Source organism: Hylemonella gracilis str. Niagara R, assembly GCF_000600295.1.
Lineage (GTDB): Bacteria > Pseudomonadota > Gammaproteobacteria > Burkholderiales > Burkholderiaceae_C > Hylemonella > Hylemonella gracilis_A.
The window spans coordinates 28,313-54,841 of record NZ_JEMG01000001.1 but is presented as its reverse complement, the minus strand read 5'-3'; the positions used below and the strand labels follow the sequence as shown (position 1 = coordinate 54,841).

Genomic DNA, 26,529 nt, shown 5'->3' with positions numbered 1-26,529 from the left:
GCGGCGAGGCGTCAGGTGGTCAGTTGCTGGAGCATCCAGCGCGAGGCAGTGAGCAGGGCGCGGTCGCGGTGCAGGGGGCCAATGGCCTGCAGGCCCACCGGCAGGCCCTGCGGGCCCTGCGTGAAGGGCAGGTGCACGCAAGGCAGGCCGAGCAAGGTCCACATCCGGCACCAGGTCGGGTCACCCGTGCCGGCTTCGAACAGCGGCGCTTCGCCGGCGGCGCTGGGCGCGAGCAGCACATCACAACGCCCGTAGAGCGCGGGCAGCGTGGCGCGGGTTTCCTCCGCGTAGCGCAGCTGCGCCGCGTAGTGGGCGTAATCCATCTGCAGCCCCTTGTCGATCACGCCGCGCAGCCCGGCGCTGATCTCGTCCCAGTGGCGCAGGCGTTCGTCGGACAGGGCGCGTGCCGTCTCGAAAGCCATGATGTCGATGTGCGCTTGCGTGAGTTCCGCGTGGTCGGGCGACAAGGAAATTTCCACCACTTTTGCACCCGCGGCGGCGAGCTTTTTCGCGGCCAGTTCCATGACGGCGTGGGTCTCGGGCAGCAGTTGGTCGGCGTGGGGTTTGCACAGGCCGATGCGCAGGGGTTTGTGAATGGCGGGCAGATCGGTCAAGGTCTTGTCGCCGCTGAGCGCGGCGGCGAACAGCGCCACGTCGTCCACCGTGCGCGCTATGCAGCCGATGGTGTCCAGCGTATGGCTGAGCGGCTTGACGCCCACGCCCGAGATCAGGCCATGCGTGGGCTTGTAGCCGACCACGCCGCAGTAGGCTGCGGGGCGGATGATGCTGGCCGCTGTCTGCGCGCCGAAAGCCAGGGGCACCATGTCATCGCCCACGGCGGCGCAGGAGCCGCTGGACGAGCCGCCGGGCGTGTGTTGCAGCTTGCGCGGGTTGCGCGTGGGGCTGGCCTGGAATGTGCTGAACTCGGTTGTTGCCGTCTTGCCCAGCAGCACGGCGCCGGCTTCGCGCGCCAGCGCCACAGGCGCGGCGTCAGCATTGGGGCGGTTCCCGGTGTAGATGGGCGAGCCGTACTGCGTGGGCATGTCGTGCGTGTCGAACACGTCCTTCACGCCGACGGGCAGGCCGTGCAGCAGGCCGCGCACGGGGCCCTGGTCCAGCGCGCGGGCCTGCGCCAGCACCAGGTTTTCGTCCACATGCACCCAGGCCTTCAATTCACCATCGCGTTCGGCCACGCGCGCCAAGCAGGCGCGGGCGACTGCTTCGGCGCTCAGGCTGCGGCTTTGCAGGCCGCGGGCGAGTTTGGTGGCGGATAGCTGGTGGAGGTCGGGTGTCATGCGCGGTGGGGTGTGTTTCGGCGATTCAGCGGTTCAGGTCAGGCGGGAGGCGGCGTTGAGGTGGTGGTAGGCACGGTTGAAGTAGGCCAGGGCCTCGTCGTCGGGACGGGTGCGCACGCCGAACACACGGCAGATGCAGACATCGTGCGTGCCGATGACGTGGGTGTCCACCACGCGGCAATCGAGGTTGATCAGCGCGTCGTGCAGCGCCGGCGCACCGGAATCCAGCGCGTCCCAACTGCCGTGGGTGAAGCGTTGGGCCTGGTCGATGCGCGGGTCGGCGAAGGCCACCGCCAGCGGCCGCTGCGCAGGCGTGAGCACGTTGACACAGAGCACGGCATTGCGTCGGAACAGGGGGTTGGACGGCGCCGCGCTGCGCATGCAGACCAGCACGGTGGGGGGATCGTCCGAGACGCTGCAGACAGCCGAGGCCGTGAAGCCTGCCCGCCCCGCGGGGCCGTCGGTGGTGATCAGCGTGACCGCGCCGGTCAGCAGGGCCAGCGCGCCGCGGAATTCTTGCGAGGTGACGGGGGTGCTCATGAGGGTGTCTGCGGGTCCGGGGACGTCCGGTTGCCAGGGCAGGCGCCGGACGCGGGGTCTTAGAGGTCCAGCACCAGGCGCGGCGTGAGCGAGCGCGAGCAGCAGATGGTGATCTGCTCGTTGGCCGCCTTCTCCTCGTCGGTCTGGTATTCGTCGCGGTGGTCGGGTGTGCCCTCGATCACATTGGTCAGGCAGGTGCCGCAGATGCCCTGTTCACAGGACACCTGCACGCGGATGCCGATGCGTTCCAGGGCGTTGGCGATGGTCTCCTCCGCCTCCACCACCACTTCCTTGCCGCTGGCCTGGGCCACGACGGTGAAGCTGTCGCCGCCCTTCTGCACATCGACCTGGAAAAACTCGTAGTGGATGCGCTCTTTCGGGAAGCCCTGGGCGCGTGCCGTGTCCATCACCCAATCCATGTAACCCTTGGGGCCGCAGACGTAGACATGCGCGCCGGGCGGGGCGGCGCCGAGGATGGCGGCCGCGTCTGCGCGTTGCTGGGCGGGCGTGGGCGCGTTTTCGTCGAAGTGCTTGTGGATGCGGCTGGCGTAGGGCGCGGCGTCCAGCTCCGCAGTGAAGGCCATGTGCGCGGGCGAGCGGCTGCTGTAATGGAACTCGAAGTCCATGCCCGTCTTGTGCAAGGTATGCGCCATCGCGATCATGGGCGTCACGCCGATGCCGCCACCAAACAGGTAGGCCTTGCCCGCGCCCGGGCCGGTGATCAGCGGGAAGTGGTTGCGCGGCGCGCTGATCTCCAGCTCCACGCCTTCTTTCAGGTGTTCGTGCACCGCGATCGAGCCGCCGCGGGAATTGGCGTCGCGCAGAACGCCGATGCGGTAGTGGGTTTTGTCGGTGGGGTCGCCGCACAGCGAGTACTGGCGAACCAAGCCACCCGGGAGGTGGACATCGAGGTGCGCGCCTGCCTCAAAAGCGGGCAGTTGCGCGCCGTCGGCGCTGACCAGGGTGAAGAGGGCGATGTCCTGGCCGCTGGCCTGTCGTTTTGCAACACGAACGCGGAGAGTCTGGGCAGAAGTCATGTGGGTCTGGGTGTCAACGCATGAAGATGCCGCCGTTCAAATCCCAGGCTGCGCCAGTCACATAACCGGCTTGACGCGAGGCCAGATGCACCAGGGTGTCGGCGATGAAATCCGGATTCCCCAATTGGTGAACCGGAATGACATTGTCGATGATGTGCTGGAGCTTTTCAGCCGGCACGGTGGCGCGCACCGTGGGCAGATCGATGGGGCCGGGGGCGAGGGCGTTGACGGTCACGCCCGCGCCGGCCAGTTCCTTGGCGACCACCTTGGTCAGCACCAGGATGCCGGCCTTGGACGAGGCGTAGTGCGCCCCCGCCGAAGTGCCGCCGTTCTGCCCGGCCAGCGAGGCCAGGTTGATGATGCGGCCGTACTTCTGCTCGGCGAAATAGGCGCCGAACACCTGGCAACCCAGGAAGGTACCGCCCAGGTTGGTGGTGATGACGTGGTTGAATTCCTCGGGGCTGATTTTCATCAGCGGGGTGTGCAGGGTCACGGTGGCGTTGTTCACCAGCACCTGCACGCTGCCCCAGCGTGCGAGCAGTGCGTCGCGCGCGGCCTCGAAATCCGCCTTGCTGCGGATGTCCAGCTTCAGGGCCGTGGCCCTTTCTTCGTGGTTTGTGCCGCTGGCGTTCAGCGACTTTGCCACGGCCTCGGCCTGGTCCAAGTCCAGGTCAGCCAGGGCCACCTTGTAACCTGCGGCGTGCAGGCGGCGGGCGATCACCTCGCCCAGGCCCTGGGCGGCGCCGGTCACGAGGGCAACGTCATGGGTTGTGGCTTGCGTCATGCCGTGCTCCTCAAAGGATGTAGCCGATGGTCTGCAGCACGTCGTCGGCGTTGATCAGCTTCACGACCTTGCGCACGATGCGAAAGCTATCGCCATGGCGTTCCAGGGTGTAGACCAGGTTGGCCGTGTACTGGTGCTGGTTTTCCTTGCGGAAGTCGGTCAGGAACTGCGCGCAGCGCACGGTCAGGGTGTCGCCGTTTTCCTCGACGATGCGAAAGCGCGAGGCCATGCGCACGGTGCGCGGCTCGGGGCTGGTCGAGATGGACTCGCCGCCCGTCAGGCGCTGCACGCGCATCCGGCGCATCTTGGCGTTGTCGTAGGCGTAGTTCAGCGTGTTTTCGTGGTCCGTCTCTTTCGGGTCGATGGGCACGATGTAGAGCCCGTCCTCGCGCCAGAGTTGCAGCCATTCCTCGTACAGCTCGTTGTCGAGCATGTCGGCCTCGGCCCAGAGGAAGGCCGTGACCTCGTTCAACACGTCGGTCTTCAATGCGGTGTTCATCAGGAATCCTTGTCGGTCGCGGCTCAGGCGGTCATGGACTTGAGCCATTGACGGTAAGCCGCACGCATGCCGGTCTCGGCGCTGACGTCGCCGCGCGGACCGTCGGTGCCGGGCTTTTCGCCGGGCAGGCCGCGGTTGACCATGATCCAGAGGTCCTCGCCCGCGCGTGCGCCCTTCTGCACACGTTCCCAGGCCTCGCCGTCGTCCGGCGTGCCAAAACCCATGGGGCCCTGGAAGTGCTCGTGCAGGCGCAGCCGGTACTGGTTGGCGATGGCCGGGCCGCCGTCCATCACGATGGCGGCGTGGTGGATCTCGGTCTCGTTGACCGAGATGGGGCGCAGCACGCGGAAGAAGGCCATGGAGCAGGCCACGTTGGGGTAGAGGTTGAGGTTGAAGCCCGTGCCGCCCACGGCGCGCACGATGCGGCGTACCTTGGCTTCCTCATGGCCCTCGTCGCGCAGGGCTTGGGCCAGTTCGGCGAAGCGGTCGGGGATGGGTTTGTCCAGGTCGGCTTCGAGGTCGATCAGCTCGGGGATCATCACCATCACGCTGTGGCCGTTGCCCAGGTCTTCCACATAACCCGGGCCGGCCACGAAGTCGAAGGTCTTCTTGGCCTGTTCGTCCAGCGAGCTCAGGAAACTCTTGTGCACCAGGGGGAAGTGGTAGGCGTCCGTGGTGTTCTCGAGCTGGATCTTCCAGTTGCCGGGGAAGGTGAAGCGGTGTTCACCCGCCACCTTGACGGGGTAACCGCCCGCCTGCTTCATGAACAGGTCCATCCACTTCTTGGCGGGGCCCAGCCACTCGGACAGGGGCATGAGGTCGTCCTTGAAGGTGGCGAAGACCATGCCGGCGTACTCTTCGACGCGCAGGCTCACCAGGCCGAGCTTGTCTTTCTCCAGCGTGTCGCCGTAGCTCTCCGGGTGCGGCACGCCGCGCAGCGCACCGTCTAAGCCGTAGCCCCAGCCGTGGTAAGGGCAGACGAAGCTGGCGGTCTTGCCCTTCTTGTGCTCGCAGACCGTGGCGCCGCGGTGGCGGCAGCGGTTCAGCAGCACGTGCAGTTCCTTCTTGCGGTCGCGCACCAGCACCACGGGCTGCTGGCCGATCCAGGTGGACTTGAAGCTGCCTGGCTCGGGCACTTCACTCACGTGGCCGACCCAGATCCAGTTCGAATAGAAGACCTTGTCCATCTCTTCCGTGAAGATGGCCGGGTTGGTGTAAAGCGAGGTGTGCACGCGGTCGGGCTGCACCAGTTCGGCGTAGGGGATGCACGAAGCCTGCGTGGCGCCTTGCAGGGCGGCGGACGCGGGCTGTATGGAGATGACGGTACTCATGGTCTTGTCTTCTTCCTGCTGCGCGGCGCTCAGACCGGGAACTCCAGTTCGCGACCGATGCGGGCCTCGACCTTGGCGTACTTCCAGAACTTGTAGGTGCCGTCACCCACCGGCGTGGTGCGCCACAGATTGCAGGCTGCGACCACGGTGTCGTAGTCGGGGAAGTCGCAGAGGAAATAGGTGGTCCAAGGCGCCTCGGTGGAGGCGCCGACCTGGATGCGGTCGTCGTCGAAGTTGCCCAGCACCTTGACGCCGGGCAGCGATGTCAGGCTCTTGTACATGGCCAGCGTGGCGATCCACACCTCCTTCTGTTCGGCGGGGGTGGCGTCGAAGAAGTTCTGGTTCACGCCCATGCAAAGCAGGACGCGCAGGGGTTTTTTGTCGCTCATGGTGTTTCCTTTCAGGGGGGTGTTCGTTGGGGTGGTGCTGGTGCGGGCGCGGTCGGCTTACAGAAAACCCGGCAGGGGATCGCGACCGAAGGCCATGGCCCCGGCGTTCTGGTAGACGATGTCGCCCAGGAAGGCGTGCTGCGTCACGGCATTGGCGTCGCGCACGCAGCGGGCGATGGGGCTGCTGTTGTAGATGCCGGCCATGCCCGAGAGCATCTGGATGTCGCGCGCGACCTCGGCGCCGGTGCGCGCCGCGTGCGCGGCCGACAGGCGCAGCGCGCTGGTCTGCGCGGGCGAGACCGGGTCGCCCTTGAGCAGGCTGTCCCACGCTTCGTCGATGGCGTTGTAGAACCAGGCCCGCGCCGAGCGCAACTGCCCCTCGTTGCGGGCCAGGCTGGCTTGCGTGGCAGGCCGGTCGCCCAGGCTGGGCGCGCCGGTCACGGCCTTGTGGCCACCCGCCATGCGGCGCAGTTCTTCGATGGCGGCGCGGGCGATGCCCAGGCCCACCACGGCCAGCACCTGGGCCGCGAAGGCCAGCGTGGGGTAGCGGAACATCGTTTCAGTCTGGCGCGAGGGCCCGCCCCGCACAAAGGTCCAGTCCTCGGGCACGACCACCTTGTCCACCACCAGGTCATGGCTGCCGGTGCCCGCCAGGCCGCTCACGTCCCAGGTCTCGACGATGGTGGCCTGGGCCCGCGGCAGCACGGCCATGCGCGGCAGCCCGGCACTGGTGGCGCCCTCCGCGCTCGCCTGGCGCGGGCTGATGCCCACGCCCAGAACGCTGGCGCCCATGCAGCCGCTGGAAAAGCTCCAGCGTCCACTCACCTCGATGCCACCCTCCACGTACGGGGCGGGTTGGGGCGGGAAGATGCCGCCCGCGAACACCGTGTCCGGGTTGTTGCGGTAGATCTGTTCGAAGGTCGTGGGTGGCAGCGCGGCCAGGTAGGTGGGTGCCATGCCAAAGCTGGCCACCCAGCCCGCCGAGCCGTCGGCTTCGGCGATGGTCTCGATCAGCTCGCAAAACTGGCGCGCGCTCCATTCCAGCCCGCCCAGGCGTTTGGGTAACAGGGCGCGGTAGACACCCAGGCGCTTGAAGGCCTCGATGACGTCGGGCGAAATGTGGCGCTGACGCTCGAATTCCGCGGCGCGAGCGCGGATGTCGGTCAGCAGGCCTTGCAGCGTGTCCGGGGAACGGGTGGTCATGGTCCTGGTGCTCCTGTGGCAAATCAGATGCGCTTGGAATTGCTTCCCATCAGATTGCCTAAGTAGTTCATGTGAAATTTCAACCAAATAAAAAGGTGACAGCGCAAAGAGTAAGAAGGTGCAAGACCTTCGTTTGACCAGGATCTGAGCAATTAGTGGGCCAGTTTTTCTGGCTGACTTCCTGAAAAAACAAGAAGTTGCAGGTGCACTGAGCACCTTTTAGGGGTGGGTTGCTCGCTTTTTTGGCACGCGGCGCCACGCAAACGTGCGCACCGTTCGCGGGTCGGCAAGTCGCTTTTCTTGCGCATTAACTGCATGAAATATTCATTCACGATTCAAGTGAATGGTGGCATGAAAGATGCTTGGAGTCTTTGCCCTCGTCCGCCGGACTGCTCAGGCCGGGGGTGCTGGCCTGAGGCAGGCTGGCGCTTAGCGACCTTGGGCGGCCGGCTTATTTGGAGTATGGATATGGTGATGAAGCGGATGGTGAGCGCCCTGGCCGCCTTGGCGGTGGGTGTGGGCATGGCGGCGGGCGCGCAGGCCCAGGTGAAGATCGGCGTGGTGACTTCGTCCACCGGACCGGTGGCCTTGGTGGGCATCCCGCAGAAGAACTCCATCGAACTGCTGCCGACCAAGATTGGTAGCCTGAGCGTGGAATACATCTCGCTGGACGACGCGAGCAATCCGACGGCCGCGGTCACGGCCTTCAAGAAATTGGTCGGCGATGGCGTGGACGCCATCATCGGCCCAAGCGGAACGCCCGCGGCCATGGGCGTGATCCAGATCGCGGCCGAAGCCGGCGTGCCCATGCTGGCGCCGGTCGGTGGGGCGGCCGTGGTGCTGCCCATGACCGAACCCAAGAAGTGGGTCTTCAAGACCACGCAGAACGACGACATCATCGCCGAGGCCTTGGTCGGTCACATGAAGTCCAAGGGCGTGAAGACGCTGGGCTTCTTCGGCCTGGCCGATCCCTTCGGCCAGAACTGGCTCACCGTCACGACCGAGCTGGCCGAAAAGGCGGGTATCAAGGTCATCGCGTCCGAGCGCTTCCAGCGCCAGGACACCTCGGTCACGGCGCAGTCGATCAAGCTGATCGCCGCCAAGCCAGACGCCATCCTGATCGCCGCGCCGGGCAGCTCTTCCGTGCTGCCGCAGACCACGCTGGTGGACCAGAAGTACGCGGGCCAGATTTACCAGACGCATGGCGCGGCTCTGCCGGACTTCCTCAAGCTGGGCGGCAAGAAGGTGGAAGGCACGGTGCTGGCCGCCAGCCTGATGCTGGTGATGAATGAGGTGAGCGACAGCCACCCGTCCAAGAAGATCGCCGCCAAGTACATCGCCGACTACAAGGCCAAGTTCGGCGCGGAGCCCGCCACCTTTGGCGCCAACGTCTACGACGCCGGTCTGCTGCTGCAAGCCACGATTCCCGTCGCGGCGAAGAAGGCCAAGCCCGGCACGCCGGAGTTCCGCGCCGCCCTGCGCGACGCGCTGGAGCAGATCAAGGACCTGCCGGGCACTCAGGGCGTGTACACCATGACGGCAGCCGACCACAGCGGTTTCGACGCGCGCGGCCGTGAGCTGATCACCGTCAAGGACGGCGCCTGGCGCCTCGTGAAGTAAAGACGAAAGACCGCCGATTCGACGCGGCGCTCCCGTCCCATTCGCCCGCGCGACGCTCGGGCGAGGTGGCCGGCGGCAACGGGTCCCTGTTCCGATCGCCCCCCAATGAACCTGCAAATCATTGCCCTGCTGGGCCAGGACGGCGTGAGCAACGGCGCGATCTACGCGCTCGTGGCCTTGGCCATCATCCTGGTGTTTTCCGTGACCCGGGTCATGCTGATCCCCCTGGGGGAGTTCGTCGCCTTCAGCGCGCTGACCATGGCGGCCATGCAGGCCGAACGGCCCGTGCTGATCGGCTGGCTGGTGCTGGCCCTGGCCTTGCTGGGCGCCGTGGCCGATCTTGGCTTGGCCACGCGGGGACGCGCGGCCTGGCGCTGGACTTCGTTGGGGTGGCCCGCGTATGGGGTGGCCCTGGTGCTGGCCCTGGCCTTCCTGCCGCTGCATGAACTGCCCATGCTGGTGCAGGCCGTGTTGACGCTGGCGGCCATCACGCCGCTGGGTCCTTTGATGTACCGCCTGTTTTTCCAGCCCGTGGCGCATGTCTCGGGCCTGCTGCTGATGATCATCGCCATCGCGGTGCACGTCAGCCTGCTGGGGGTGGGCCTGCTGGTCTTCGGGGCCGAGGGCTCGCGCACCGCACCGTTTTCTGAAGCCAGCCTGGAGTTGGGCGGCTTGAGCATCGCCAGCCAGACGATCTGGGTGCTGGTGGTGTCCTTGCTGCTGATCGCCGGGCTCTACGCCATGTTCGAGCGCACGCTCTACGGCAAGGCCCTGCGTGCCACGGCCATCCACCAGCTGGGCGCGCGGCTCATGGGCATTTCGCCCGTGCTCGCGGGCAAGGTCAGCTTCGCGCTGGGCACCTTCATGTGTGCGCTTTCGGGCGTGCTGATCGCGCCCTTGACCACGCTGTATTACGACTCGGGGTTCATCATCAGCCTCAAGGGTTTCGTGGGCGCCATCATCGGTGGCCTGGTGAGCTACCCGGTCGCGGCCCTGGGTGCGCTGGCCGTGGGCCTGGTCGAATCTTTCTCGACCTTCTGGGCCAGCGAATACAAGGAAGTCATCGTCTTCACGCTGATCCTGCCTTTCCTGCTCTGGCGTTCGCTCAAGAGCGGTGGCCGCGAGGAGGAGCACTGAAAATGAAGACTTCGCGTCGTCAAGGCATCGTCATCGCTGCGGGGCTGCTGGTCCTGCTTCTGATCCCGCTGCTGTCTTCCTCCTTCTACATCACGGTGCTCAACAACATCGGCATGTACGCGCTGGCCACGCTGGGCGTGGTGCTGCTGACCGGTGTGGCGGGCATGACGAGCTTCGGCCAGGCAGCATTCGTGGGCCTGGGCGCCTACACCACGGCGGCTTTGATCGGACCTTCGGTGTTCAACCTCGGCGCGATGACCGGTGTACCTTGGATCGCGCTGGGCCTGGGCCTGCTCATCACACTGGCCTTTGCTTTCGTGCTGGGCCTGCTGACGCTCAAGCTCAGCGGCCACTACCTGCCGCTGGGCACCATCGCCTGGGGCATGTCGCTGTATTCGCTGTTCGGCACGCTGGAGAGCCTGGGCAGCCATACCGGCATCGCCGACCTGCCGCCGCTCAAGATCGCGGGTGTCGTGTTCGGCGACGGGCCGCGCATGTATTACCTGATCTGGGGCAGCGTGCTGCTGGCCGCGCTGCTGATCCACAACCTGCTGGAGTCGCGCATGGGCCGAGCCATCCGCGCGCTGCGCGGCGGGCAGGAGATGGCGACCTCCATGGGCGTGGACGTGTTCCGCGCCAAGATGGTGGTGTTCCTGATCGCGGCCGGTCTGGCTGGCATTTCGGGCTGGCTCTATGCCTACACGCAGCGTTTTGTCAGCCCCGCGCCCTTCAACGTGCAGTCGGGCATTGACTACCTCTTCATGGCCCTGCTGGGCGGCGTCACTAGCCTCTGGGGCGCGCTGATCGGCGCCAGCATCGTGGTGCTGCTGCGCGAATGGCTGCAGGACCTGTTGCCCCTGCTGCTGGGCCGCGCAGGCAACTTCGAAAGCATCGTCTTTGGTCTGCTGATCGTGCTGGTCATGCAGCGCTGGCCGGGGGGTGTTTTCGGCGCGGTGTCGGCCTTGCTGGCGCGGCGCTTCCAACTGACGCCGCGCAGCCAGGCCCGTCTGCCCCTGCAGGGCGCGCAGCGCGCCGGCACGGCCGGGCTGCAGGCTTTGCCCCAGCGTGCCCGCCCGAGCCCGGGTGAACGCGTGTTGGACGTTCGTGGCGTGACCAAGCGTTTTGGCGGCCTGGTGGCCAACAATGCGGTGTCGCTGCAGGTGGAAGCTGGCGAGATCATGGCCGTGATCGGCCCCAACGGTGCGGGCAAGAGCACGCTGTTCAACCTGATCTCGGGCGTGATGGCGCCCGACGAGGGCGATGTGATTTTCCGTGGGCATCGTGTCAACGGGCAGAGCCCGCGCCTGCTGGCGGCTGCGGGCCTGTCGCGCACCTTCCAGCACGTCAAGCTGCTGCCCGAGATGACCGTGCTTGAAAACGCCGCCCTGGGCGCGCACCTGCGTGGCCGCAAGGGCGTGTTCGCCTCGGCCCTGCGGCTGGACGGCGAGGACGAAGGGCGTTTGCTGAACGAGGCCCGCACGCAGCTGGAGCGCGTGGGGCTGGGCGAATTTTTGGACCGACCGGCTGGCAGCCTGGCCCTGGGCCAGCAGCGCATCCTGGAGATCGCGCGCGCCCTCTGCGCCGATCCTTGCCTTTTGCTGCTGGACGAGCCCGCAGCCGGCCTGCGCCTCAAGGAGAAGGAAGCGCTGGCCGAGTTGATCCGCAAGCTGCGCACCGAAGGCGTGGCCGTGCTCCTGGTCGAGCACGACATGGATTTCGTCATGGGTCTGGTCGACCGCATTGTGGTGATGGAGTTCGGCCAGAAGATCGCCGAGGGCCTGCCGGACGCGATCCAGCGGGACCCGGCGGTGCTCAAGGCTTACCTGGGCGGGGTGGACGAATGAACGCAAATCAGAAGCCGACGGCACCCCTGCTGAGCGTGCGCCATCTCAGCGCGGCCTACGGCCGCATCGAAGCCATTTCGGACATCAACCTTGAGATCGGCCAGGGTCAGATCGTCACCGTGATCGGTCCCAATGGCGCTGGCAAGAGCACGACGCTGGCCGCGCTCATGGGCATGTTGCCGATCAGCGGCAGCGAGGGCCAGGTGCTGTTCGACGGCGAGAACCTGGCGAGCTGCGACATCGAGCAGCATGTGGCGCGTGGCATCGCGCTGGTGCCGGAGACCCGTGCACTGTTCGCGCAGATGAGCGTGCAGGACAACCTGGTGCTGGGGGGCTTTCGCCTGCGCGGCCAATCGCGGCAGGCCAGGCAGACCGCCCTGGCCGAAGTCTATGAACTGTTCCCTCGCCTGAAGGAGCGCGCCAGGCAGGAGGCCGGGACTTTGTCCGGGGGCGAGCGCCAGATGCTGGCCCTGGGCCGCGCCCTGATGGGCCAGCCGCGGCTGCTGATGCTGGACGAACCTTCGCTGGGCCTGGCGCCGCTGATCGTGCGCGACATCTTCCGCATCATCGTGGAACTGCGCCGGCGTGGCGTCTCCATCCTGCTGGTGGAACAGAACGCGCGCGCCGCGCTCAAGGTGGCCGACCACGCTTACGTGCTGGAGCTGGGCCGTGTCGCCATGGAAGGCCCGGCGCGTGAACTGGCGAACGACCCGCGCGTGATTGAGGCCTACCTGGGCGCGGCGGGGCGGCATCAGGAGTTGTTGTCCTCATGAGCACAGCCTGGTCCACCGAACCGCTGCGCATCGGCGTGGCCGGTGCCGGCGCCATTGGTTGCACCCTGGCCACCCTGCTGGCCCGTGTGGAGGATGGCAAGGCCGAGGTGCGGGTGCTGGCGCGCGGTGAAACCCTGCGTCGCATCCAGGTCGAGGGCCTGACCCTGCAGCGGCGGGGCGAACGCCTGCAGGCCCGCGTCACGGCGTCCGGTGACGCCGCGCAGCTCGGCGTTCAGGATGTGCTTTTTCTCTGCAGCAAGTCACACGACCTGGCTGGCATGCTGACGGCCGCGCGGCCCCTGGTCGGTCCGCAGACCCTGGTAATTCCCCTGGTCAACGGCGTGCCCTTCTGGTTCTTCCAAGGCCAGTCTGGGCCTTGGGGCCGTCGGGCCGTGCAGGCGGTGGACCCTGGCGGTGTGCTGTTGAACGCGCTGGAGCCGCAGCAACTGCTGGGTGCCGTGACCTTCATCACCGCAGAGCGCACGGGGCCGGCGCAGGCCGTGTCCGACAACCCCTTGCTCATCGTGCTGGGTGAGATCGACCACAGCGCGCCGGGCGCGCGCATGCAGCGCTTGGCCGAGGTGCTGAGTCGCGCCGGGATCGAGGCGCGTTGCGTGCCCGCGTTGCGCGACACGCTCTGGACCAAGATCCTGGCCAACCTCACGTCCAATCCCTTGTCGGTCGTCAGCGGCGCGACGCTGGACGCCATCTATGGCGATGCGCGCCTGCTGCCCATCGTGCGGCGCATGCTGCAGGAGGGCCTGGCGCTGGCCGCCGCTTATGGCGCGCGCATTCCCTTTGACCCGGCCTCCTTCATCGCCGAAGGCGCGTCCATGGGCCCCATCCGCACCTCCATGCTGCAGGACCATCTGGTCGGCCGGCCGCTGGAGCTGGCGGCCATCGGCGACGCCGTGCTGGAGCTCGCGCGGCTGCAGGACATCGCCTTGCCCGTGACCGCGCGCATGATCGCCCTGGCACACTTCCGCGAGGAAGTGGCCATCTCGCCCATCCAACTCGCCGCAGCCTGACCCTCTGCGCTGCCACAACCAGGAGTACCCCATGGACATGACGCCCCGAACCCAGACCCTGTTCAAGCCTGGCCACCTGTCCGACGAGGAATGGGCCCTGCGCTGCGAATTGGCCGAGTGCTATCACCTGATCGACTACTTCGGCTGGACCGAGACCATCTTCAACCACATCTCGGCGCGCTTGCCCGGTCCGGCCCACCATTACCTGGTCAATCCGTTCGGACTCCACTACACCGAGATCACGCCGGCCAACCTGATCAAGGTGGATCTGAACGGCCACAAGGTCGAGGACTCGCCCTATGAAGGCAACCCGGCCGGTTTTGCCCTGCACGCCGCGATCCATGGCGCGCGCGAGGACGTGCACTGCGTGATCCACACCCACACCACGCCGGTCTCCGCCGTGGTGCAGAAGCTGGGTGGCATCGACCACAACGGCTTCTACGGCGCCCAGCTCTACGGCCGTGTGGGGTACCACGACTTCGAGGGCATCACGCTGTTCGCCGAGGAAAAGGGCCGCATGATCGCCAGCCTGGGCGACAAGCATGTGCTGGTGCTGCGCAACCACGGCATCGCGGTGGCCGAGGCCTCCATCGCCAAGACCTTTTTCCTGCTCTGGACCGTGCAGCGCGCGGTGGAAATCCAGTGCGCCGCCGGTGCCCTGCCGGGGCCGGACGTGCCGCTGTCCGACGAGATCAAGACCAAGTGCCGCGATCTGGCTGCCCAGCTCATCAGTGAAAGCGGTTTTGCCAAGCAGTTCTTCACGGCCATGGTCCGCAAGATGCACACGGAGCGCGGGCCAAGCTGGTGAACGGCATGGACAAGACGGCGGCTCTGGAACGAGTGCGCGCCGAGGGCTACGCGCTGGCTCGGTTGGAGCCTGCGCTGCGGGACGACGACGGCGTGGTCCTGCAGGCGGTGGCGACGACGGGCATGGCGCTGGAGTTCGCTTCTGAACGCCTGCGCGCCGACAAGTCCGTGGTGTTGGCAGCGGTGACGCAGGACGCCTTGGCCTTGACTTTCGCCGACGAGGCGCTGCGCGGCGACAAGGACGTGGTCTGCGCCGCCATGAAAAACAACTTCATCGTCTACACCCTGGCCTCGCGTGCCCTGCGCGAGGACGAGGCCTTCATGCTGCAACTGTTCCGCAAGGAGGTGCGCGACCAGGTGCTCTGCGGCTTCATGCCGCAGGAAATCCCTGAACTGATCGCGGAGGCCTTGCGCGAGCGTGAAACCCGCAAGACGCGCGCGCTGGCTGAGCCACAATAAGCGCAAAGAGAACAGCGCGTCTTGAAGGAGACACCGGTGAGCAAGCAACTGAGCCGTCACAACCCGGCCAGCGAAGATTTTGTCAAGGATGATTTCCCGTTCTACTGGGTCGCCCGGCTGAACAACATCTACCACCACCACATGGAGCGCGCCCTGCGCAAGGTGGGGGCCGACCTGCCGACCTGGCGCATCCTCTTCATCCTGCGCGAAAACGGCACCTCCAGCATGTCGGAGATCTCGCTGCACGCCGTGGTCAAGTTGCCAACCATCACCAAGATCGTCTACCGCCTGCAGGAGCGCGGCCTGGTGCTCACCTCCACCTCCACCGCGGACGGCCGCGTGACCGAAGTCTCGCTGACCCAGGCCGGTGAGCAGATGATCGCCGACATGCGCAAGGCGACCGAAAACGTCTTCCTCAAGGGCTACGAAGGGCTCACGCCCGTCAAGATCGCGCGGCTCAACAAGATGCTGATGCAGGTGTTTGACAACCTCAGCCATTACTGAGCGGATCGTTGCACCTGGTGGCCCGGCCACCCCTGCCCAGGGCCCGTCCTGTTGTCGCCTTTCCCGACAGAAGCGGGAAATAGGCCGACTAGCCCAGACAATTTGCCCGTTCTGCGTCCCGGCCTTGGTTTACGCTCCCGGTCGGACCTACATCACGGCAGCAATCCATGAAAGCAGTCATTCTGGCCGGTGGCCTGGGCACGCGCATTTCCGAGGAGACCCACCTCAAGCCGAAACCGATGATCGAGATCGGCGGCAAGCCCATTCTTTGGCACATCATGAAGATCTACAGCGCCCATGGCGTCAATGACTTCGTGATCTGCTGCGGTTACCGTGGGTATGTCATCAAGGAATACTTTGCCAACTACTTCCTGCACACCTCGGACATCACTTTTGACATGTCCAGCAACCGCATGGAAGTTCATCAACGCCATGCCGAGCCCTGGCGCGTGACGCTGGTGGACACCGGCGAAGACACCATGACGGGTGGCCGCCTGAAGCGTGTCGCGGACTACCTGGTGGACGAAGAGGCGTTCTGCTTCACTTATGGCGACGGCGTGGCCGATGTGAACATCGCCGAAACGATCCGCTTCCACAAGGCGCACGGCAAGTTGGCCACCGTCACCGCCGTGCAGCCGCCCGGACGTTACGGCGCCTTGCAGATACAAGGGGAGCAAGTGCATGGTTTCGCGGAGAAACCTCGTGGCGATGGGGGCCTGATCAACGGGGGATTTTTCGTGCTGTCGCCGAACTGCATTCCGCGCATTGCCGGTGACACCACGAGCTGGGAAATCGAACCGTTGACAGGGTTGGCGACCGACGGCGAATTGATGGCCTATACCCACAACGGCTTCTGGCAACCCATGGACACCTTGCGCGAAAAGAACCTGCTGGAAAGCCTCTGGGCCGAGGGTCGCGCGCCCTGGAAGGTCTGGCAATGAGTCTTGCCGGGCCTGACGCCAACTTCTGGCGCGGCAAGCGGGTCCTTCTGACCGGCCATACCGGCTTCAAGGGGGCCTGGCTGGCGTTGTGGCTGCAACGTCTGGGCGCCCAGGTGACAGGCCTGGCGCTTGCGCCCGCCACGCAACCGAATCTGTTTGAGCTGGCGGGTGCCTCCAAGGGCTTGGATCACCACGTGGTGGACCTGCGCGATGCCGAAGCCGTGGCTCGCGTGGTGCGCGACAGCCGGCCAGAAGTGGTGCTGCACCTGGCCGCCCAAGCCCTGGTGCGCGAAGGCTACCGCGAACCGGTGGGTACCTGGGCCAGCAATGTCATGGGCACGGTGCACTTGCTCGACGCCCTGCGCCGGCATCCCGGCACGAAAGTGGCGGTGTGCGTCACGACCGACAAGGTCTACCGCAACCACGAATGGCCCCACCCTTATCGTGAAGGCGATGAACTGGGTGGACACGACCCGTACAGCGCCAGCAAGGCCGCCTGCGAGCTGGCCATCGCCAGCTACCGCGACGCCTTCTTGAAAGAGCAGGGCCTGGCCCTGGCCAGCGCCCGCGCTGGCAACGTCATCGGCGGGGGGGACTGGGCTGCGGACCGCCTGCTGCCGGACGCGGTGCGCGCCTGGCAGGACGGCCGCGCACTGGAGATCCGTCGGCCCGAGGCCACGCGCCCCTGGCAGCACGTGCTGGAGCCCCTGGCCGCCTACCTGGTGCTGGCCCAGACCTTGTGGACCGACGCTACGGCTGCCCAGGCCTGGAACTTCGGCCCCCTGCCCCACGAGCGCGCGACGGTGCGCACCGTGATCGATTTGGCGCGGACCGCTTGGCCTGGTGGCCAGGTGAATTACGCACAGCGCATCGAAGGTCCGCATGAGGCGGGCTGGCTGGCGTTGGACACCTCGTTGGCGCAAACCCGTCTGGGCTTGGCGCCGCGCTGGAACCTGGCGGAGTCGGTCGGGCGCACCATGCGCTGGTACCGCGCCCTGCACGAGGGCGCACAGGCGCGTGCGCTCTGCCTGGCCGATCTGGATGCCTGGAGCGGCGTGGACGCGAGGGCGGCGGCGTGAGCGGCAGCTTGACCCTCACCGATCTGCCGCTCGTGGGCTTGAAGCGCGTGCAGCGCCGCTTGCGCACGGACGAACGCGGCGTCTTCGCCCGCCTGTTCTGCGCGGACGAACTGCGTTCGGCCGGTTGGGTCTGGCCCATTGCCCAGGTCAACCACAGCCTCAGCCGGGGGCGGGGCCTGGTGCGCGGCTTGCATTACCAGCAGGCACCCCACCAAGAAGCCAAGCTGGTCAGCTGCGTGCGTGGCGAGGTGTGGGACGTGGCGGTGGACCTGCGCGTTGGATCGCCCACCTTCTTGCGCTGGCACGCCGAGCGCTTGAGCCCGCAGGCCAGCGACACGCAGGGCTCGGCCGTGTTGATACCGCCCGGCTTCGCCCATGGCTTCCAGGTTCTGAGCGACGAGGCCGAACTGATTTATTGCCATTCCGCGCCCTACGCGCCGCAGTCTGAGCACGGCCTGCCCGTGCTCGACGCGCGCCTGGCCATCACCTGGCCGCTGCCCGTGCAGGGCCTGTCGGCGCGGGACGCGGGCTTCGCCCCCATCACGCCGGACTTTGCTGGAGTTGAAGTGTCATGAAATGCCGCCACTGCGGAACTGAATTGCGTCTGCCCTTCCTGGACCTGGGCAGCGCGCCGCCGTCCAATGCCTACCTGACCGAGGCCGCGCTGCACGGTCCAGAGACTTGGTACCCCTTGCGCTTGCTGGTGTGCGAGAGCTGCTGGTTGGTGCAGACCGAGGACCACGCGGGGCGCGAACAATTGTTCGACGCCGACTACGCCTACTTCAGCTCCTATTCCAGCTCTTGGCTGGCGCACGCGAAGACGTATGTGCAGGCCATGCGTGCGCGCTTTTCGCTGGGCGCGCAGAGCAATGTGGTCGAGGTGGCCGCGAACGACGGCTACCTGCTGCAGTACGTGCAACAGGCGGGCGTGCCTTGCTACGGCATCGAACCCACGGCCAGCACGGCAGCCGCCGCGCGTAAGCTGGGCATCGAGATCGTCGAGCGCTTCTTTGGCGTCGCGCTGGCGCGTGAACTCGTGGCTGTGGGGCGCAGCGCCGACCTCACCGCGGCGAACAATGTGCTGGCCCACGTGCCTGACATCAATGACTTCGTGGGCGGCTTCGCCGTCCTGCTGAAAGAGCAGGGCGTGGCGACCTTTGAGTTCCCGCACCTCTTGCGCATGGTGCAGGAGTGCCAGTTCGACACGGCCTACCACGAGCACTACTCTTACCTGTCGCTGACCGCCGTGCAGCGCGTCTTCGCGGCCAATGGCCTGAAAGTGTTCGACGTGGAAGAGCTGACGACGCATGGCGGTAGTCTGCGTGTTTATGCCCAACGTGCCGACACCGGACGGCATGCCATGTCACCAGCGGTGGACGCCTTGCTCGCGCGGGAACGCGAGGCCGGTGTCCATGGCCCCGCGTTCTATGCTGGCTTCCAGCGCGAGGCCGAACGCATCAAGCGCGAGTTGCTGGAATTCCTATTGCAGGTCAAGAAAGACGGCCGCAAGGTCGGCGCTTACGGCGCGGCGGCCAAGGGCAACACCTTGATGAACTTCGCTGGCGTGCGACCTGATCTGTTGCCTTATGTGGTGGACCTCAACCCGGCCAAGCAGGACAAGTACATGCCGGGCAGCCGCATTCCCATCGTGGGAGAAGTGCATTTGCGCCAGGACCGGCCGGATTTCGTGCTGATATTGCCCTGGAACCTGCGCACGGAGATCACCGCGCAGCTGAGCTATATCCGCGAATGGGGCGGGCGCTTCGTAACGGCCGTGCCGCGCCTGGCCGTGAATTGAAATTGTTGTAGATGACTACGGAAAGAGGACTAGACCATGGCGAACGATCCCCGTGACCTGAGCGGCTCCCGCCTGCAGAATGCCTTGCTGCAGCTGGGGCGCGACGCGAGCCTGCGCGTTGAACTGATGGACTGGCTCAAGCGTGCCGAAGGCCGCCTGAGCTATGGCGCCTCCGTGCGCGATGACATCACCGGCCCCATCATCGATTCCCTGCACAGCGAGCAGGACACCTACGAGAAGCAGCTGGCCGACGGCACGCGTTTCCGTTTTCTTTACCGCACCAAGATCGCGCGCGATTTCCTGCTGGCCGAGCAGGAGCGGCCCAGCCATGTTTGGGAGCCGCAGACCACGCGCCTGCTGCAGCACCTCACGGCGCGCACTCCCGGTGACGTGCTGATTGGAGGCGCCTACTTCGGCGACCACGCCGTGGTGCTGGGTGTGCAGCTCAAGGGCAGTGGTCGGCTGGTGCACTGCTTCGAGCCCAACACCGACCAGGCGGCCATGCTGACCGCGAACGGCCAGCTCAACGGCCTGGACAACCTGCGCATCAACAAACTCGGGCTCTGGCACGAGAGCAGCCAGCGCCTGAAGCTCGATGGTTTCGATTCCTTCGCGAACGCGGTGCTGGCCACAGGCGATGAAGGGTTCGAGACCATCACCATCGACGACTACTGCCGGGCCCAGAAGCGCGCCATTGGCGTGCTGATGCTCGACATCGAAGGCGCCGAACTGCATGCCCTGCAAGGCGCGGCCCGCGTGCTGGGTCAGGACAAACCGGCTGTGGTGTTTGAAGTGCATCGCGACTACGTGGATTGGAGCGTGGGCCTGACCAAAACACCCATCTGCATGCTGCTCAAGAACGCGGGCTACCAGTTGTACGCCGTGCGTGACTTCAACACGCACCAGGAAATGGGTGACCGACCCATTGAGCTGATTCCCGCCGACAGCGTTTACCTCGAAGGCCCGCCGCACGGCTTCAACATGCTGGCCGTGGCCGATGCCGCCGCGATCGCAGGCCCGCTGTTCAAGCAGGTGAAGAACGTCAGCCCCAAGCTGCTGCGGCACAAGTCGCCCGCCTTGCACCATCCGCTGGATGGCATGCCGGATTGAGCGGGGCTTTTGCCCATGCTCGTTCGCTCGACGGTCCCGCGCCGACTGAGTCATGCCCATGACTGACGCTTCCGCTCCCATCGCCACCCTCATCGGTGGCCGAGGTTTTGTGGGCGCTGGGCTAGCGAGTCATCTGCGCTCGCAAGGTTGGACCTGCCATGTGCCTGAGAAGGGCGCGACCTGGCCGGTCCGTGGCCAGCGCCTGGGCCATGTTTTCTACTGCGCGGGTCTGACCGGGGACTACCTGGCGCGCGCCGCGGATACGGTGGAAGCGCATGTCAGTCTGCTGGCGCGCGTGCTGCAGTCCGAGCAATGGGACTCGCTGGTGTACCTGTCGTCCACCCGGCTTTACGACGGCCTGCCCGCTGGACACTTGGCGAGCGAGGCGGACTTGTTGCCCGTGGCGCCGCAGGTGCCGCGACATCTCTTCGACCTGACCAAGCTCGCCGGTGAATCGCTCTGCCACGCCTTGGGGCAGGGCCGTGCGCGCGTGGCCCGCTTGGCCAGCGTGTACGACAGCCCGGCTGACCCGAACGGCTTTCTGCCCGCGCTCTTACGGCAAGTGGCTCAGACCCCGCGCGGTGGCGTGCTGGCCGTGGAATCCAATGCCCAGTCCGAGCGCGACTATGTGCACCTGCCGGACGTGCTGCGTGCGCTGGCTGATATTGCGCTGCGTGGAACGCAGACGGTCTACAACGTGGCCAGTGGTGAGAACGTCAGCAACGCGCGATTGGCTGCTTGGGTGGCGCAACGCACCGGCCGCCAACTGCAATTCCGCGCGGGGTCACCCGGCAAGGGCTCCGCGGTGGTTGACATCCGCCGGCTACGCGAGGACTTCGGCTGGCAGCCTGCGGGGCTAGAGGCCGTGATCGGACCATGGCTGAACAAGATAGGGCAAGACGATGAAAACAGTCAATCTTGAGCGCAACCGTCTGGCCGCCTACGTGCAGGCCCAGATCAAGCAGTTCTTTCCTCTGGACGATCAGGCGGACTTGGCCCTGATCGATGCGCATGTGGACGAGGCCTTGCTGCGGGTCGGGCGATGCATAGACCAGGTGCGCATGTGGACGCCTGGCCAGTTCGACGTGCTGCATTCCTCACAATACTGCATCTTCCTGTATTACCTGTCGAACACGATCTGGCGGCGCGAGAAAGTTCGCGGTGTCTGTACAAAGCTTTTTCTGCTGAACAAGGCGCTCAACGCGATCGACTGCTTCTACGAGATCGAGCTGCCCGAGGTGTTCTTCATCGGCCACTCTGTTGGCATCGTGCTGGCCAAGGCGACGTATGGCAATCATCTGGTGCTATACCAGAACTCCACCGTGGGCAAGAACCATGGGGACGCGCCAGTTCTGGGCGAGGGCGTGATCATGTACCCCAACACCGCCATCATTGGGCGTTGCCACGTGCGCGACCGCTCTTACCTCGCCCAAGGCGTGAGCGTGATCAACCGCGACACCGAACCGGGTCGCATTGCGTACCAGGGTCATGGCGGTAGTCTGGTCTTCAAGCTGCCGGGGCACGACATCCTCGCGGACTTCTTCCGCGACGTCTGAATCGTTGGGCGGGCAGGCGCCTTCGTAAGCCGCCTCTGCCGGAACCTAGGTGGTTCGAGGGGCAGGCAGTGGTCGTTCAGTTCAGGCTTCGCACCCGGTCAGGTCGGCGCCGTGCTGACCTCCCTTGCGCCAGCAAACGCTGTGTGTGCGGTCTGGACATCGACATACGCGCGCACAATCACGCCGCTCACGCGCACCTGGTCACGTCCGGTTGTTATCGCGTGGTGTTCGACACCTTGGTCGAAGACATACCCGCCGACCTGTTCATCGATCGTCCCAGGTCACCTGGTGACAATCCTAAGATGCCGGTGCTTGCTCTGCTTACGCCATGGCCCGCGCGGCCAGCGCTTCTTGGGCGTAACGCAGGTAAGTGACGGCAAATTCCGTGTGCGCGTGGGCATGTTCCACCTCGGCCAGATAACTCAGGGCCACGGGGTCGTTGGGAACCGCGCACAGAATGTGTTCAGCCATTTCCGTCACTTCGCGCCAAGTGCGGTGCATCACCTGCCCCACCGTGACTTCGTTGGCGCCACCCTGGATGGCTTTGCGAGCTTCTGCGGGTGGGTGTTGCCGTGCCTTGACCAGCAGGGCTTCGAGTTTTGCATGGGCTTCGTGCAGCGGCACGCGTTGGCCGGGGGCCAGCCCCACCCCCAGTTCCGGGGCCTGCGTCCATTCGGGTGGCGCTTGCGGCAACCAACTCTCGATCAGTCGGCTTTGAGCTTCGATGTCATCGGGGTGCTCACCTTGGGCCAGCCACTGCAGCCACATGACACGCAAGCCCTCGCCAAAATGGTGGTTGAAGATGTCCTCGCGCATCAGCACCGATTGTTCCACCTCGCGGCGCAGGCCCAGGCGCAGGGTGTTGAGCGCGTTGACGTCGGCGGCGAGGGTCTGAGCGATGCGCAGGTAGTCCTCGTGCGTCTGGGCCAGCCATTCTGTGCGTCCCAGGTAGCTCAGCAAGCCGGTGCCCATGCGGCTCTTGAAGCTTTCGCCCTCCATGGTCACCATGGGCAAACCCATCCACAGCAAGTCGAATGAGGTGGTGCCACCCGTGAGCGGGAAGGGGTCGAGGGCAATGTCAATGCGGTGGTACGTCAAGTACTGATTGCGGTACTCGAGAGTCACCAGATCCAGCCGTTCTACATCGATGCCCAGACGCGCGCAGCGCGCGCGGTAGTCAGCCGCGAAGGCAGCTTGGTCCAGGCTCTTGCCCTCGATCAGCAGGCGTGAATTCGGCACCGCCGCCAGGATGCGACCCCACAAGGTCAACACCTCGTCCGTGAGCTTGCCCAGGTTGTTGCACGAGCCAAAGGTGATGAAGCCATTGCTCAGCGCGGGCGTGGGGCGCACGCTGTAGGACGGTTGATAACGCCAGAGCGGGCTGCGGCTATGGGGGCGGTAGCAGCAGAAGAGGGTGGGCAGGCGGTACAGGCGTTCGCTGTATTGGTCATCAGCCCCGGGCGGATCGGTCACTTCATCGGTGAACTTGTAGTCGATCGCGCTCAGCCCGGTGGTGGCGGGGTAGCCGAGCCAGGATACCTGCAGCGGCGCGGGCTTGCGTATCATCGCAGTCAGTCCATTGCCGCCGGTGTAGCCGGCCAAGTCGATCAGGATATCGATTTGCGCGTCTTGAATCGCCTTGGCCTGCTCTTCTGCAGTCTTGCCATTGAGCTTCATGAAGTGGTCCGCGTGGCAGCGGACGCGCTCGGTCACGTCATCATTTTTCGGTGAAAGGTAAAAAGCCCAGACCTCGAACTGGCGTCGGTCCAGCTGAGCCAGCACGCCTTCAACGAAGTACATCACCGCGTGCATGCGGAAGTCTGGTGACAGAAAACCGATTCTCAGCTTCCTCCACGGGCCGTGGCGCAGCGCGGCGTGGTCGGGCCAGTGTGGCTTGAGTGGGTGCTCGAACACGGCGGCGCACTCGAGCGCGGCGGTCGTGACCTGCTGCGGACTCGCTTCGGGGTCCGCCAGAATGAAAAGCAGGCGGTTGGTGTGGTGCGCGAAGTCGCCGGGAAAAAGGGCGATCGCGGCTTCACAATCCCGCACCGCCTCGCGTACCTGACCCAACTCGCGCCGATGGATAGCCAACTGGTTGAGGACGGCCATGCGGTCGGGCAGAGACTGCGCCAGCGGCAGCGCTTTTTCTGCGGCAGCCAAGCCCTTGGTGTTGAGCTGCAGGGGGTAGCAGCACTGGGCATAGGTCAACCAAGCGGTCGGGTGGTTCGGTTGCAGGGTGCAGACCTTCTCAAGCAGGGGGAGCGCATCGAATGCGCGGCCTTGCTCGTGCAGAAGAATCGCGTAGTTGATCAGCAGCTCTGCATTTTCCGGGTGCAGGGCCGCGCCCTTTTTATAGGCGGCGACTGCGTCGTCAAGCTGGCCCTGCTTCTTGAGCGCGAACCCCAGCATCTGGTGCGCACGCAAATGCATCCCGTTCTTGCGCAGAGTCTGACGGCACAGGCGTTCAAGCAGTGGCCAGTCCTCTTTCAGGAATGCCTGGCTGATTTTGACTGCGCTGGGGTCGGGTTGGGCAACGGGGTGGACAGACATGACGGACTCGGATTGGAATGTGCGAAAGAAAAAGCACGCCCATGTGCATAGGGCGTGCTTTTGGTCCGGTGTGAGGGCTTGATCAGCCTTGCAGCAATTGCAGCACGCCTTGCGGGATCTGGTTGGCCTGAGCCACCATGGCGGTACCCGCCTGCTGCAGGATCTGTGCGCGAGAGAGCGCCGCGGTTTCCGCCGCGAAGTCCGCGTCCAAGATCCGACTGCGTGAGGCGGTCAGGTTCTCCGTCGTGATCTGCAAGGCATTGACGGTCGATTCAAAACGTGACTGCAAGGCACCCAGCTTGGCCCGCTCACCGCTGACAAAGGCCAGGGCGGCGTCCACGGTCTTCAAAGCGTCGTTGGCTTTCTCAACCGTCGTGATGTCCAGGTCAGCCACCTTGTGCAAGGTCGAAGAGGTGTCCGCGCCCACATAGGCGCTGGAAGCCGCCGTGCCGTTGGTGTCCAGCACGAAGGACTTGTTCGAGTCGAAGGTGAGGTACCCACTGACCAAGACGTTGTTGGGCGTCGTGTCCGCCGCGAGCGAGCCCGTCGCGACCACGGACAGCACGCCACTGCTGTTGACGGTCATCTTCGAAACCGCGATGGAGCCTGCGTTCTGAACCGACGTGTCGGACACCATGACGTCGTTGCCGGTGGCGTTGTTCAGGACGATCGCGTTGCCCGCTGCATTCAGGCTGGCCACCACGCCGGTCTTGGAGGATTTCTCGTTGATGGCGGCAATGGCGTTGGAAAGACCGTCCGGCGTGTTGGGGTTCGTCACGGAGAACGAGGCCACTTCCGGTGTGCCATTGTCAGATTGGATCGTCAGCGTGTAGGCGCCCGACGCGCCAAAGACCACCCGCACGTCGGTGCGCGCCGTGGCGGTCACGCCCGTGACGGGCGTCTGCTGATTGACGTTGACGGCGACTTGCTTCGCCGTGTCGTTGGCCGCGATGGTGACCGTGGAGGTGCCCGCGGCGGCGTTGATGGTGACGGCCTCGGAGGCCATGCCGTTGGTGCCCCAGCCACTGGTGCCCAGTGATTGCATCGTTGCTGAGGTGTTCAAGGCCTGGTTGTTGCCATACACACCGGTGCGCAGGTTGGCCGTGGCCGCCACGATGGTCTGGTTGGCGTTGGCGCCGATCTGGAACTGTGCGGTGCCGAAAGTGCCGTCCAGCAGCTTCTGGCCGTTGAATTCGGTGGTGGTCGCGATGCGGTCCAGTTCGGCAATCAGCTGGATCACTTCCTGGTTCAGGGCCTGGCGGTCACCTGCGCTGTTGGTGGCGTTGGCCGATTGCACGGCCAGTTCACGCACGCGCTGCAGGATGGCGCTGGCGGCGCCCATGGCGCCTTCGGTCACCTGGGCCAGCGAAATGCCGTCGTTGGCGTTGCGCGCGGCCTGGGTCAAGCCGCGGATCTGGCTGGTGAAACGCTCGGAAATCGCCAACCCGGCGGCGTCGTCCTTGGCGCTGTTGATGCGCAGGCCGGAGGACAGGCGCTGGATGGCTGTGCTCAACGACTTGTCGCTGATGCCCTGATTGCGCTGGGCGGTCAGCGAGTTGATGTTGGTATTGATGACGGCAGCCATTAAAAACTCCTTCAGTTCAAGTTCGGGGTTGCGGCCTCACCTCTAAGGACGGGCCGGGTTCCATGCCATGACTCCATGAGACGGAACCGGCATTGCGTGGGAAAGATTGTGGGTGGCGGGTTATCGGGCGTAAGCCAGATAAATGGGGCGGAAACCCCTCAGTTTTCAAAATCAAGTCTAAAGTTCTGGCTGGCCTGGCCGAAATCGCGGCGCGCCTTGTTGGCGGTGATCTGAAGGTATGTGTGTGAGCACTAATTTCCGTTTAAGCGGAAAACAGGTGTAAAAAAAGGTGTCTTTTTCTCCTTTAGTTCTAAAGTTCTCTCTGTTTGAGGCCGATGCTGGACCTGAGGACTGGTCCCTGCATGGGGTTTTGGTTTTTGGCATGGGCTTCCCTCGCGCCAAACACCAAAGCCCTTGCATTCAAGGGGTAGGCCTGAGTTGCCAGCCGTGGAGACGCCATCTCCCGGTCGGCTGTTTTCCCAGAGTGCTGTTAATTCAGGAGATCTGCAATGTCATCTGTCATCAATACCAACATCAACTCGCTGTCCGCCCAGCGTTACCAGGGCATCAGCGGCCAATCGCTGTCCACGGCGATCCAGCGGCTGTCTTCTGGCCTGCGCATCAACAGCGCCAAGGACGACGCCGCCGGCCTGTCGATCG

At 65.3% G+C, this 26,529-nt stretch carries 26 protein-coding genes and 1 pseudogene; 17 read left to right on the top strand and 10 right to left on the bottom strand.

What is annotated here, in order from left to right; all coding sequences use genetic code 11:
- Positions 1–11 precede the first annotated feature (11 nt).
- Genes AZ34_RS00270 through AZ34_RS00235 form a run of 8 tightly spaced genes read right to left on the bottom strand, consistent with a single transcriptional unit; the run spans position 12 to position 7,078 of the window.
- Complete coding sequence (locus AZ34_RS00270) at positions 12–1,295, bottom strand: amidase (RefSeq protein WP_035603492.1); 1,284 nt, start codon at positions 1,293–1,295, stop codon at positions 12–14.
- Positions 1,296–1,328: 33 nt separating this feature from the next.
- Positions 1,329–1,835 (bottom strand): flavin reductase, encoded by a 507-nt coding sequence (locus tag AZ34_RS00265; protein ID WP_035603490.1) that lies wholly within the window; start codon positions 1,833–1,835, stop codon positions 1,329–1,331.
- Between the two features lie 59 nt (positions 1,836–1,894).
- Positions 1,895–2,872 carry a PDR/VanB family oxidoreductase gene (locus tag AZ34_RS00260; RefSeq protein WP_035603487.1) on the bottom strand — a complete coding sequence of 326 codons (978 nt, stop codon included), beginning with the start codon at positions 2,870–2,872 and terminating at the stop codon, positions 1,895–1,897.
- 13 nt (positions 2,873–2,885) lie between these two features.
- Entirely contained in the window at positions 2,886–3,656 is a 771-nt protein-coding gene (locus AZ34_RS00255; protein WP_035603484.1) for an SDR family NAD(P)-dependent oxidoreductase, read from the bottom strand.
- Positions 3,657–3,666: 10 nt separating this feature from the next.
- Positions 3,667–4,155 (bottom strand): aromatic-ring-hydroxylating dioxygenase subunit beta, encoded by a 489-nt coding sequence (locus AZ34_RS00250; RefSeq protein WP_035603481.1) that lies wholly within the window; start codon positions 4,153–4,155, stop codon positions 3,667–3,669.
- 23 nt (positions 4,156–4,178) lie between these two features.
- Complete coding sequence (locus tag AZ34_RS00245; RefSeq protein WP_081767009.1) at positions 4,179–5,486, bottom strand: aromatic ring-hydroxylating oxygenase subunit alpha; 1,308 nt, start codon at positions 5,484–5,486, stop codon at positions 4,179–4,181.
- Between the two features lie 29 nt (positions 5,487–5,515).
- A complete protein-coding gene (locus AZ34_RS00240; protein ID WP_035603478.1) occupies positions 5,516–5,875 on the bottom strand; it encodes a hypothetical protein in 360 nt (119 codons plus the stop codon).
- 57 nt (positions 5,876–5,932) lie between these two features.
- A complete protein-coding gene (locus AZ34_RS00235; protein WP_035603475.1) occupies positions 5,933–7,078 on the bottom strand; it encodes an acyl-CoA dehydrogenase family protein in 1,146 nt (381 codons plus the stop codon).
- Positions 7,079–7,546: 468 nt separating this feature from the next.
- Here AZ34_RS00235 and AZ34_RS00230 point away from each other — a divergent pair, with 468 nt between their 5' ends.
- The 16 genes from AZ34_RS00230 to AZ34_RS18855 all read left to right on the top strand — a co-directional run bounded on the left by AZ34_RS00230 (position 7,547) and on the right by AZ34_RS18855 (position 22,108).
- Positions 7,547–8,698, top strand: coding sequence for an ABC transporter substrate-binding protein (locus AZ34_RS00230; RefSeq protein ID WP_035603472.1), 1,152 nt, complete (start codon positions 7,547–7,549; stop codon positions 8,696–8,698).
- A 105-nt stretch (positions 8,699–8,803) separates the two neighbouring features.
- Complete coding sequence (locus AZ34_RS00225) at positions 8,804–9,835, top strand: branched-chain amino acid ABC transporter permease (RefSeq protein ID WP_035603469.1); 1,032 nt, start codon at positions 8,804–8,806, stop codon at positions 9,833–9,835.
- 2 nt (positions 9,836–9,837) lie between these two features.
- Positions 9,838–11,679: an ABC transporter permease subunit gene (locus AZ34_RS00220; protein ID WP_035603467.1), complete on the top strand. Its 1,842-nt coding sequence runs from the start codon at positions 9,838–9,840 to the stop codon at positions 11,677–11,679.
- Positions 11,676–12,452: an ABC transporter ATP-binding protein gene (locus AZ34_RS00215; protein ID WP_035603464.1), complete on the top strand. Its 777-nt coding sequence runs from the start codon at positions 11,676–11,678 to the stop codon at positions 12,450–12,452. The genes AZ34_RS00220 and AZ34_RS00215 overlap by 4 nt, the downstream gene beginning before the upstream one ends.
- Positions 12,449–13,480 carry a ketopantoate reductase family protein gene (locus AZ34_RS00210; RefSeq protein WP_035603460.1) on the top strand — a complete coding sequence of 344 codons (1,032 nt, stop codon included), beginning with the start codon at positions 12,449–12,451 and terminating at the stop codon, positions 13,478–13,480. Before AZ34_RS00215 ends, AZ34_RS00210 begins: the two co-directional genes overlap by 4 nt.
- Before the next feature lie 31 nt (positions 13,481–13,511).
- On the top strand, positions 13,512–14,288 hold the full coding sequence (locus AZ34_RS00205) for a class II aldolase/adducin family protein (protein ID WP_155831679.1): 777 nt from the start codon (positions 13,512–13,514) through the stop codon (positions 14,286–14,288).
- Between the two features lie 5 nt (positions 14,289–14,293).
- Positions 14,294–14,746, top strand: a complete 453-nt coding sequence (locus tag AZ34_RS00200; protein WP_035603457.1) for a DUF4116 domain-containing protein — start codon at positions 14,294–14,296, stop codon at positions 14,744–14,746.
- Between the two features lie 36 nt (positions 14,747–14,782).
- Positions 14,783–15,250: a MarR family winged helix-turn-helix transcriptional regulator gene (locus AZ34_RS00195; RefSeq protein WP_035603454.1), complete on the top strand. Its 468-nt coding sequence runs from the start codon at positions 14,783–14,785 to the stop codon at positions 15,248–15,250.
- A gap of 167 nt (positions 15,251–15,417) precedes the next feature.
- Positions 15,418–16,191: a glucose-1-phosphate cytidylyltransferase gene (gene rfbF / locus AZ34_RS00190; RefSeq protein WP_035603451.1), complete on the top strand. Its 774-nt coding sequence runs from the start codon at positions 15,418–15,420 to the stop codon at positions 16,189–16,191.
- Entirely contained in the window at positions 16,188–17,270 is a 1,083-nt protein-coding gene (gene rfbG / locus AZ34_RS00185; protein WP_035603449.1) for a CDP-glucose 4,6-dehydratase, read from the top strand. The genes rfbF and rfbG overlap by 4 nt, the downstream gene beginning before the upstream one ends.
- Before the next feature lie 8 nt (positions 17,271–17,278).
- Positions 17,279–17,845 (top strand): dTDP-4-dehydrorhamnose 3,5-epimerase family protein, encoded by a 567-nt coding sequence (locus tag AZ34_RS00180; RefSeq protein ID WP_231495422.1) that lies wholly within the window; start codon positions 17,279–17,281, stop codon positions 17,843–17,845.
- Positions 17,842–19,068 carry a class I SAM-dependent methyltransferase gene (locus tag AZ34_RS00175; RefSeq protein WP_035603443.1) on the top strand — a complete coding sequence of 409 codons (1,227 nt, stop codon included), beginning with the start codon at positions 17,842–17,844 and terminating at the stop codon, positions 19,066–19,068. The genes AZ34_RS00180 and AZ34_RS00175 overlap by 4 nt, the downstream gene beginning before the upstream one ends.
- Before the next feature lie 36 nt (positions 19,069–19,104).
- On the top strand, positions 19,105–20,178 hold the full coding sequence (locus AZ34_RS00170; RefSeq protein ID WP_051509416.1) for an FkbM family methyltransferase: 1,074 nt from the start codon (positions 19,105–19,107) through the stop codon (positions 20,176–20,178).
- 58 nt (positions 20,179–20,236) lie between these two features.
- Entirely contained in the window at positions 20,237–21,100 is an 864-nt protein-coding gene (locus tag AZ34_RS00165) for an NAD-dependent epimerase/dehydratase family protein (RefSeq protein ID WP_051509415.1), read from the top strand.
- A complete protein-coding gene (locus tag AZ34_RS00160; RefSeq protein WP_035603440.1) occupies positions 21,081–21,734 on the top strand; it encodes a hypothetical protein in 654 nt (217 codons plus the stop codon). The genes AZ34_RS00165 and AZ34_RS00160 overlap by 20 nt, the downstream gene beginning before the upstream one ends.
- Before the next feature lie 68 nt (positions 21,735–21,802).
- Positions 21,803–22,108, top strand: coding sequence for a CmcI family methyltransferase (locus AZ34_RS18855; protein WP_331280890.1), 306 nt, complete (start codon positions 21,803–21,805; stop codon positions 22,106–22,108).
- Here the strand turns inward: AZ34_RS18855 and AZ34_RS00155 are convergent.
- Entirely contained in the window at positions 22,056–24,284 is a 2,229-nt protein-coding gene (locus tag AZ34_RS00155) for a tetratricopeptide repeat protein (RefSeq protein ID WP_081767006.1), read from the bottom strand. The two genes, AZ34_RS18855 and AZ34_RS00155, sit on opposite strands and share 53 nt — an antisense overlap.
- A gap of 82 nt (positions 24,285–24,366) precedes the next feature.
- A complete protein-coding gene (locus AZ34_RS00150; protein ID WP_035603437.1) occupies positions 24,367–25,869 on the bottom strand; it encodes a flagellin in 1,503 nt (500 codons plus the stop codon).
- Positions 25,870–26,378: 509 nt separating this feature from the next.
- On the opposite strand from AZ34_RS00150, the pseudogene AZ34_RS18580 reads away from it, so the two are divergent.
- A pseudogene (locus tag AZ34_RS18580) lies at positions 26,379–26,529 on the top strand (flagellin); the annotation flags it as partial.

What these genes read in the sequence shown, in the direction of transcription:
- AZ34_RS00260 (WP_035603487.1), bottom strand. Translation starts at nt 2,872, where the DNA reads ATGACTTCTGCCCAGACTCTCCGCGTTCGTGTTGCAAAACGACAGGCC.
- AZ34_RS00220 (WP_035603467.1), top strand. Translation starts at nt 9,838, where the DNA reads ATGAAGACTTCGCGTCGTCAAGGCATCGTCATCGCTGCGGGGCTGCTG.
- AZ34_RS00255 (WP_035603484.1), bottom strand. Translation starts at nt 3,656, where the DNA reads ATGACGCAAGCCACAACCCATGACGTTGCCCTCGTGACCGGCGCCGCC.
- AZ34_RS00215 (WP_035603464.1), top strand. Translation starts at nt 11,676, where the DNA reads ATGAACGCAAATCAGAAGCCGACGGCACCCCTGCTGAGCGTGCGCCAT.
- AZ34_RS00200 (WP_035603457.1), top strand. Translation starts at nt 14,294, where the DNA reads ATGGACAAGACGGCGGCTCTGGAACGAGTGCGCGCCGAGGGCTACGCG.
- AZ34_RS00150 (WP_035603437.1), bottom strand. Translation starts at nt 25,869, where the DNA reads ATGGCTGCCGTCATCAATACCAACATCAACTCGCTGACCGCCCAGCGC.
- AZ34_RS00230 (WP_035603472.1), top strand. Translation starts at nt 7,547, where the DNA reads ATGGTGATGAAGCGGATGGTGAGCGCCCTGGCCGCCTTGGCGGTGGGT.
- AZ34_RS00245 (WP_081767009.1), bottom strand. Translation starts at nt 5,486, where the DNA reads ATGAGTACCGTCATCTCCATACAGCCCGCGTCCGCCGCCCTGCAAGGC.
- AZ34_RS00170 (WP_051509416.1), top strand. Translation starts at nt 19,105, where the DNA reads ATGGCGAACGATCCCCGTGACCTGAGCGGCTCCCGCCTGCAGAATGCC.
- AZ34_RS00210 (WP_035603460.1), top strand. Translation starts at nt 12,449, where the DNA reads ATGAGCACAGCCTGGTCCACCGAACCGCTGCGCATCGGCGTGGCCGGT.
- AZ34_RS00165 (WP_051509415.1), top strand. Translation starts at nt 20,237, where the DNA reads ATGACTGACGCTTCCGCTCCCATCGCCACCCTCATCGGTGGCCGAGGT.
- AZ34_RS00250 (WP_035603481.1), bottom strand. Translation starts at nt 4,155, where the DNA reads ATGAACACCGCATTGAAGACCGACGTGTTGAACGAGGTCACGGCCTTC.
- AZ34_RS00225 (WP_035603469.1), top strand. Translation starts at nt 8,804, where the DNA reads ATGAACCTGCAAATCATTGCCCTGCTGGGCCAGGACGGCGTGAGCAAC.
- AZ34_RS00205 (WP_155831679.1), top strand. Translation starts at nt 13,512, where the DNA reads ATGGACATGACGCCCCGAACCCAGACCCTGTTCAAGCCTGGCCACCTG.
- AZ34_RS00240 (WP_035603478.1), bottom strand. Translation starts at nt 5,875, where the DNA reads ATGAGCGACAAAAAACCCCTGCGCGTCCTGCTTTGCATGGGCGTGAAC.
- AZ34_RS00155 (WP_081767006.1), bottom strand. Translation starts at nt 24,284, where the DNA reads ATGTCTGTCCACCCCGTTGCCCAACCCGACCCCAGCGCAGTCAAAATC.
- AZ34_RS00270 (WP_035603492.1), bottom strand. Translation starts at nt 1,295, where the DNA reads ATGACACCCGACCTCCACCAGCTATCCGCCACCAAACTCGCCCGCGGC.
- AZ34_RS00235 (WP_035603475.1), bottom strand. Translation starts at nt 7,078, where the DNA reads ATGACCACCCGTTCCCCGGACACGCTGCAAGGCCTGCTGACCGACATC.
- rfbF (WP_035603451.1), top strand. Translation starts at nt 15,418, where the DNA reads ATGAAAGCAGTCATTCTGGCCGGTGGCCTGGGCACGCGCATTTCCGAG.
- AZ34_RS00265 (WP_035603490.1), bottom strand. Translation starts at nt 1,835, where the DNA reads ATGAGCACCCCCGTCACCTCGCAAGAATTCCGCGGCGCGCTGGCCCTG.
- rfbG (WP_035603449.1), top strand. Translation starts at nt 16,188, where the DNA reads ATGAGTCTTGCCGGGCCTGACGCCAACTTCTGGCGCGGCAAGCGGGTC.
- AZ34_RS00175 (WP_035603443.1), top strand. Translation starts at nt 17,842, where the DNA reads ATGAAATGCCGCCACTGCGGAACTGAATTGCGTCTGCCCTTCCTGGAC.
- AZ34_RS00160 (WP_035603440.1), top strand. Translation starts at nt 21,081, where the DNA reads ATGAAAACAGTCAATCTTGAGCGCAACCGTCTGGCCGCCTACGTGCAG.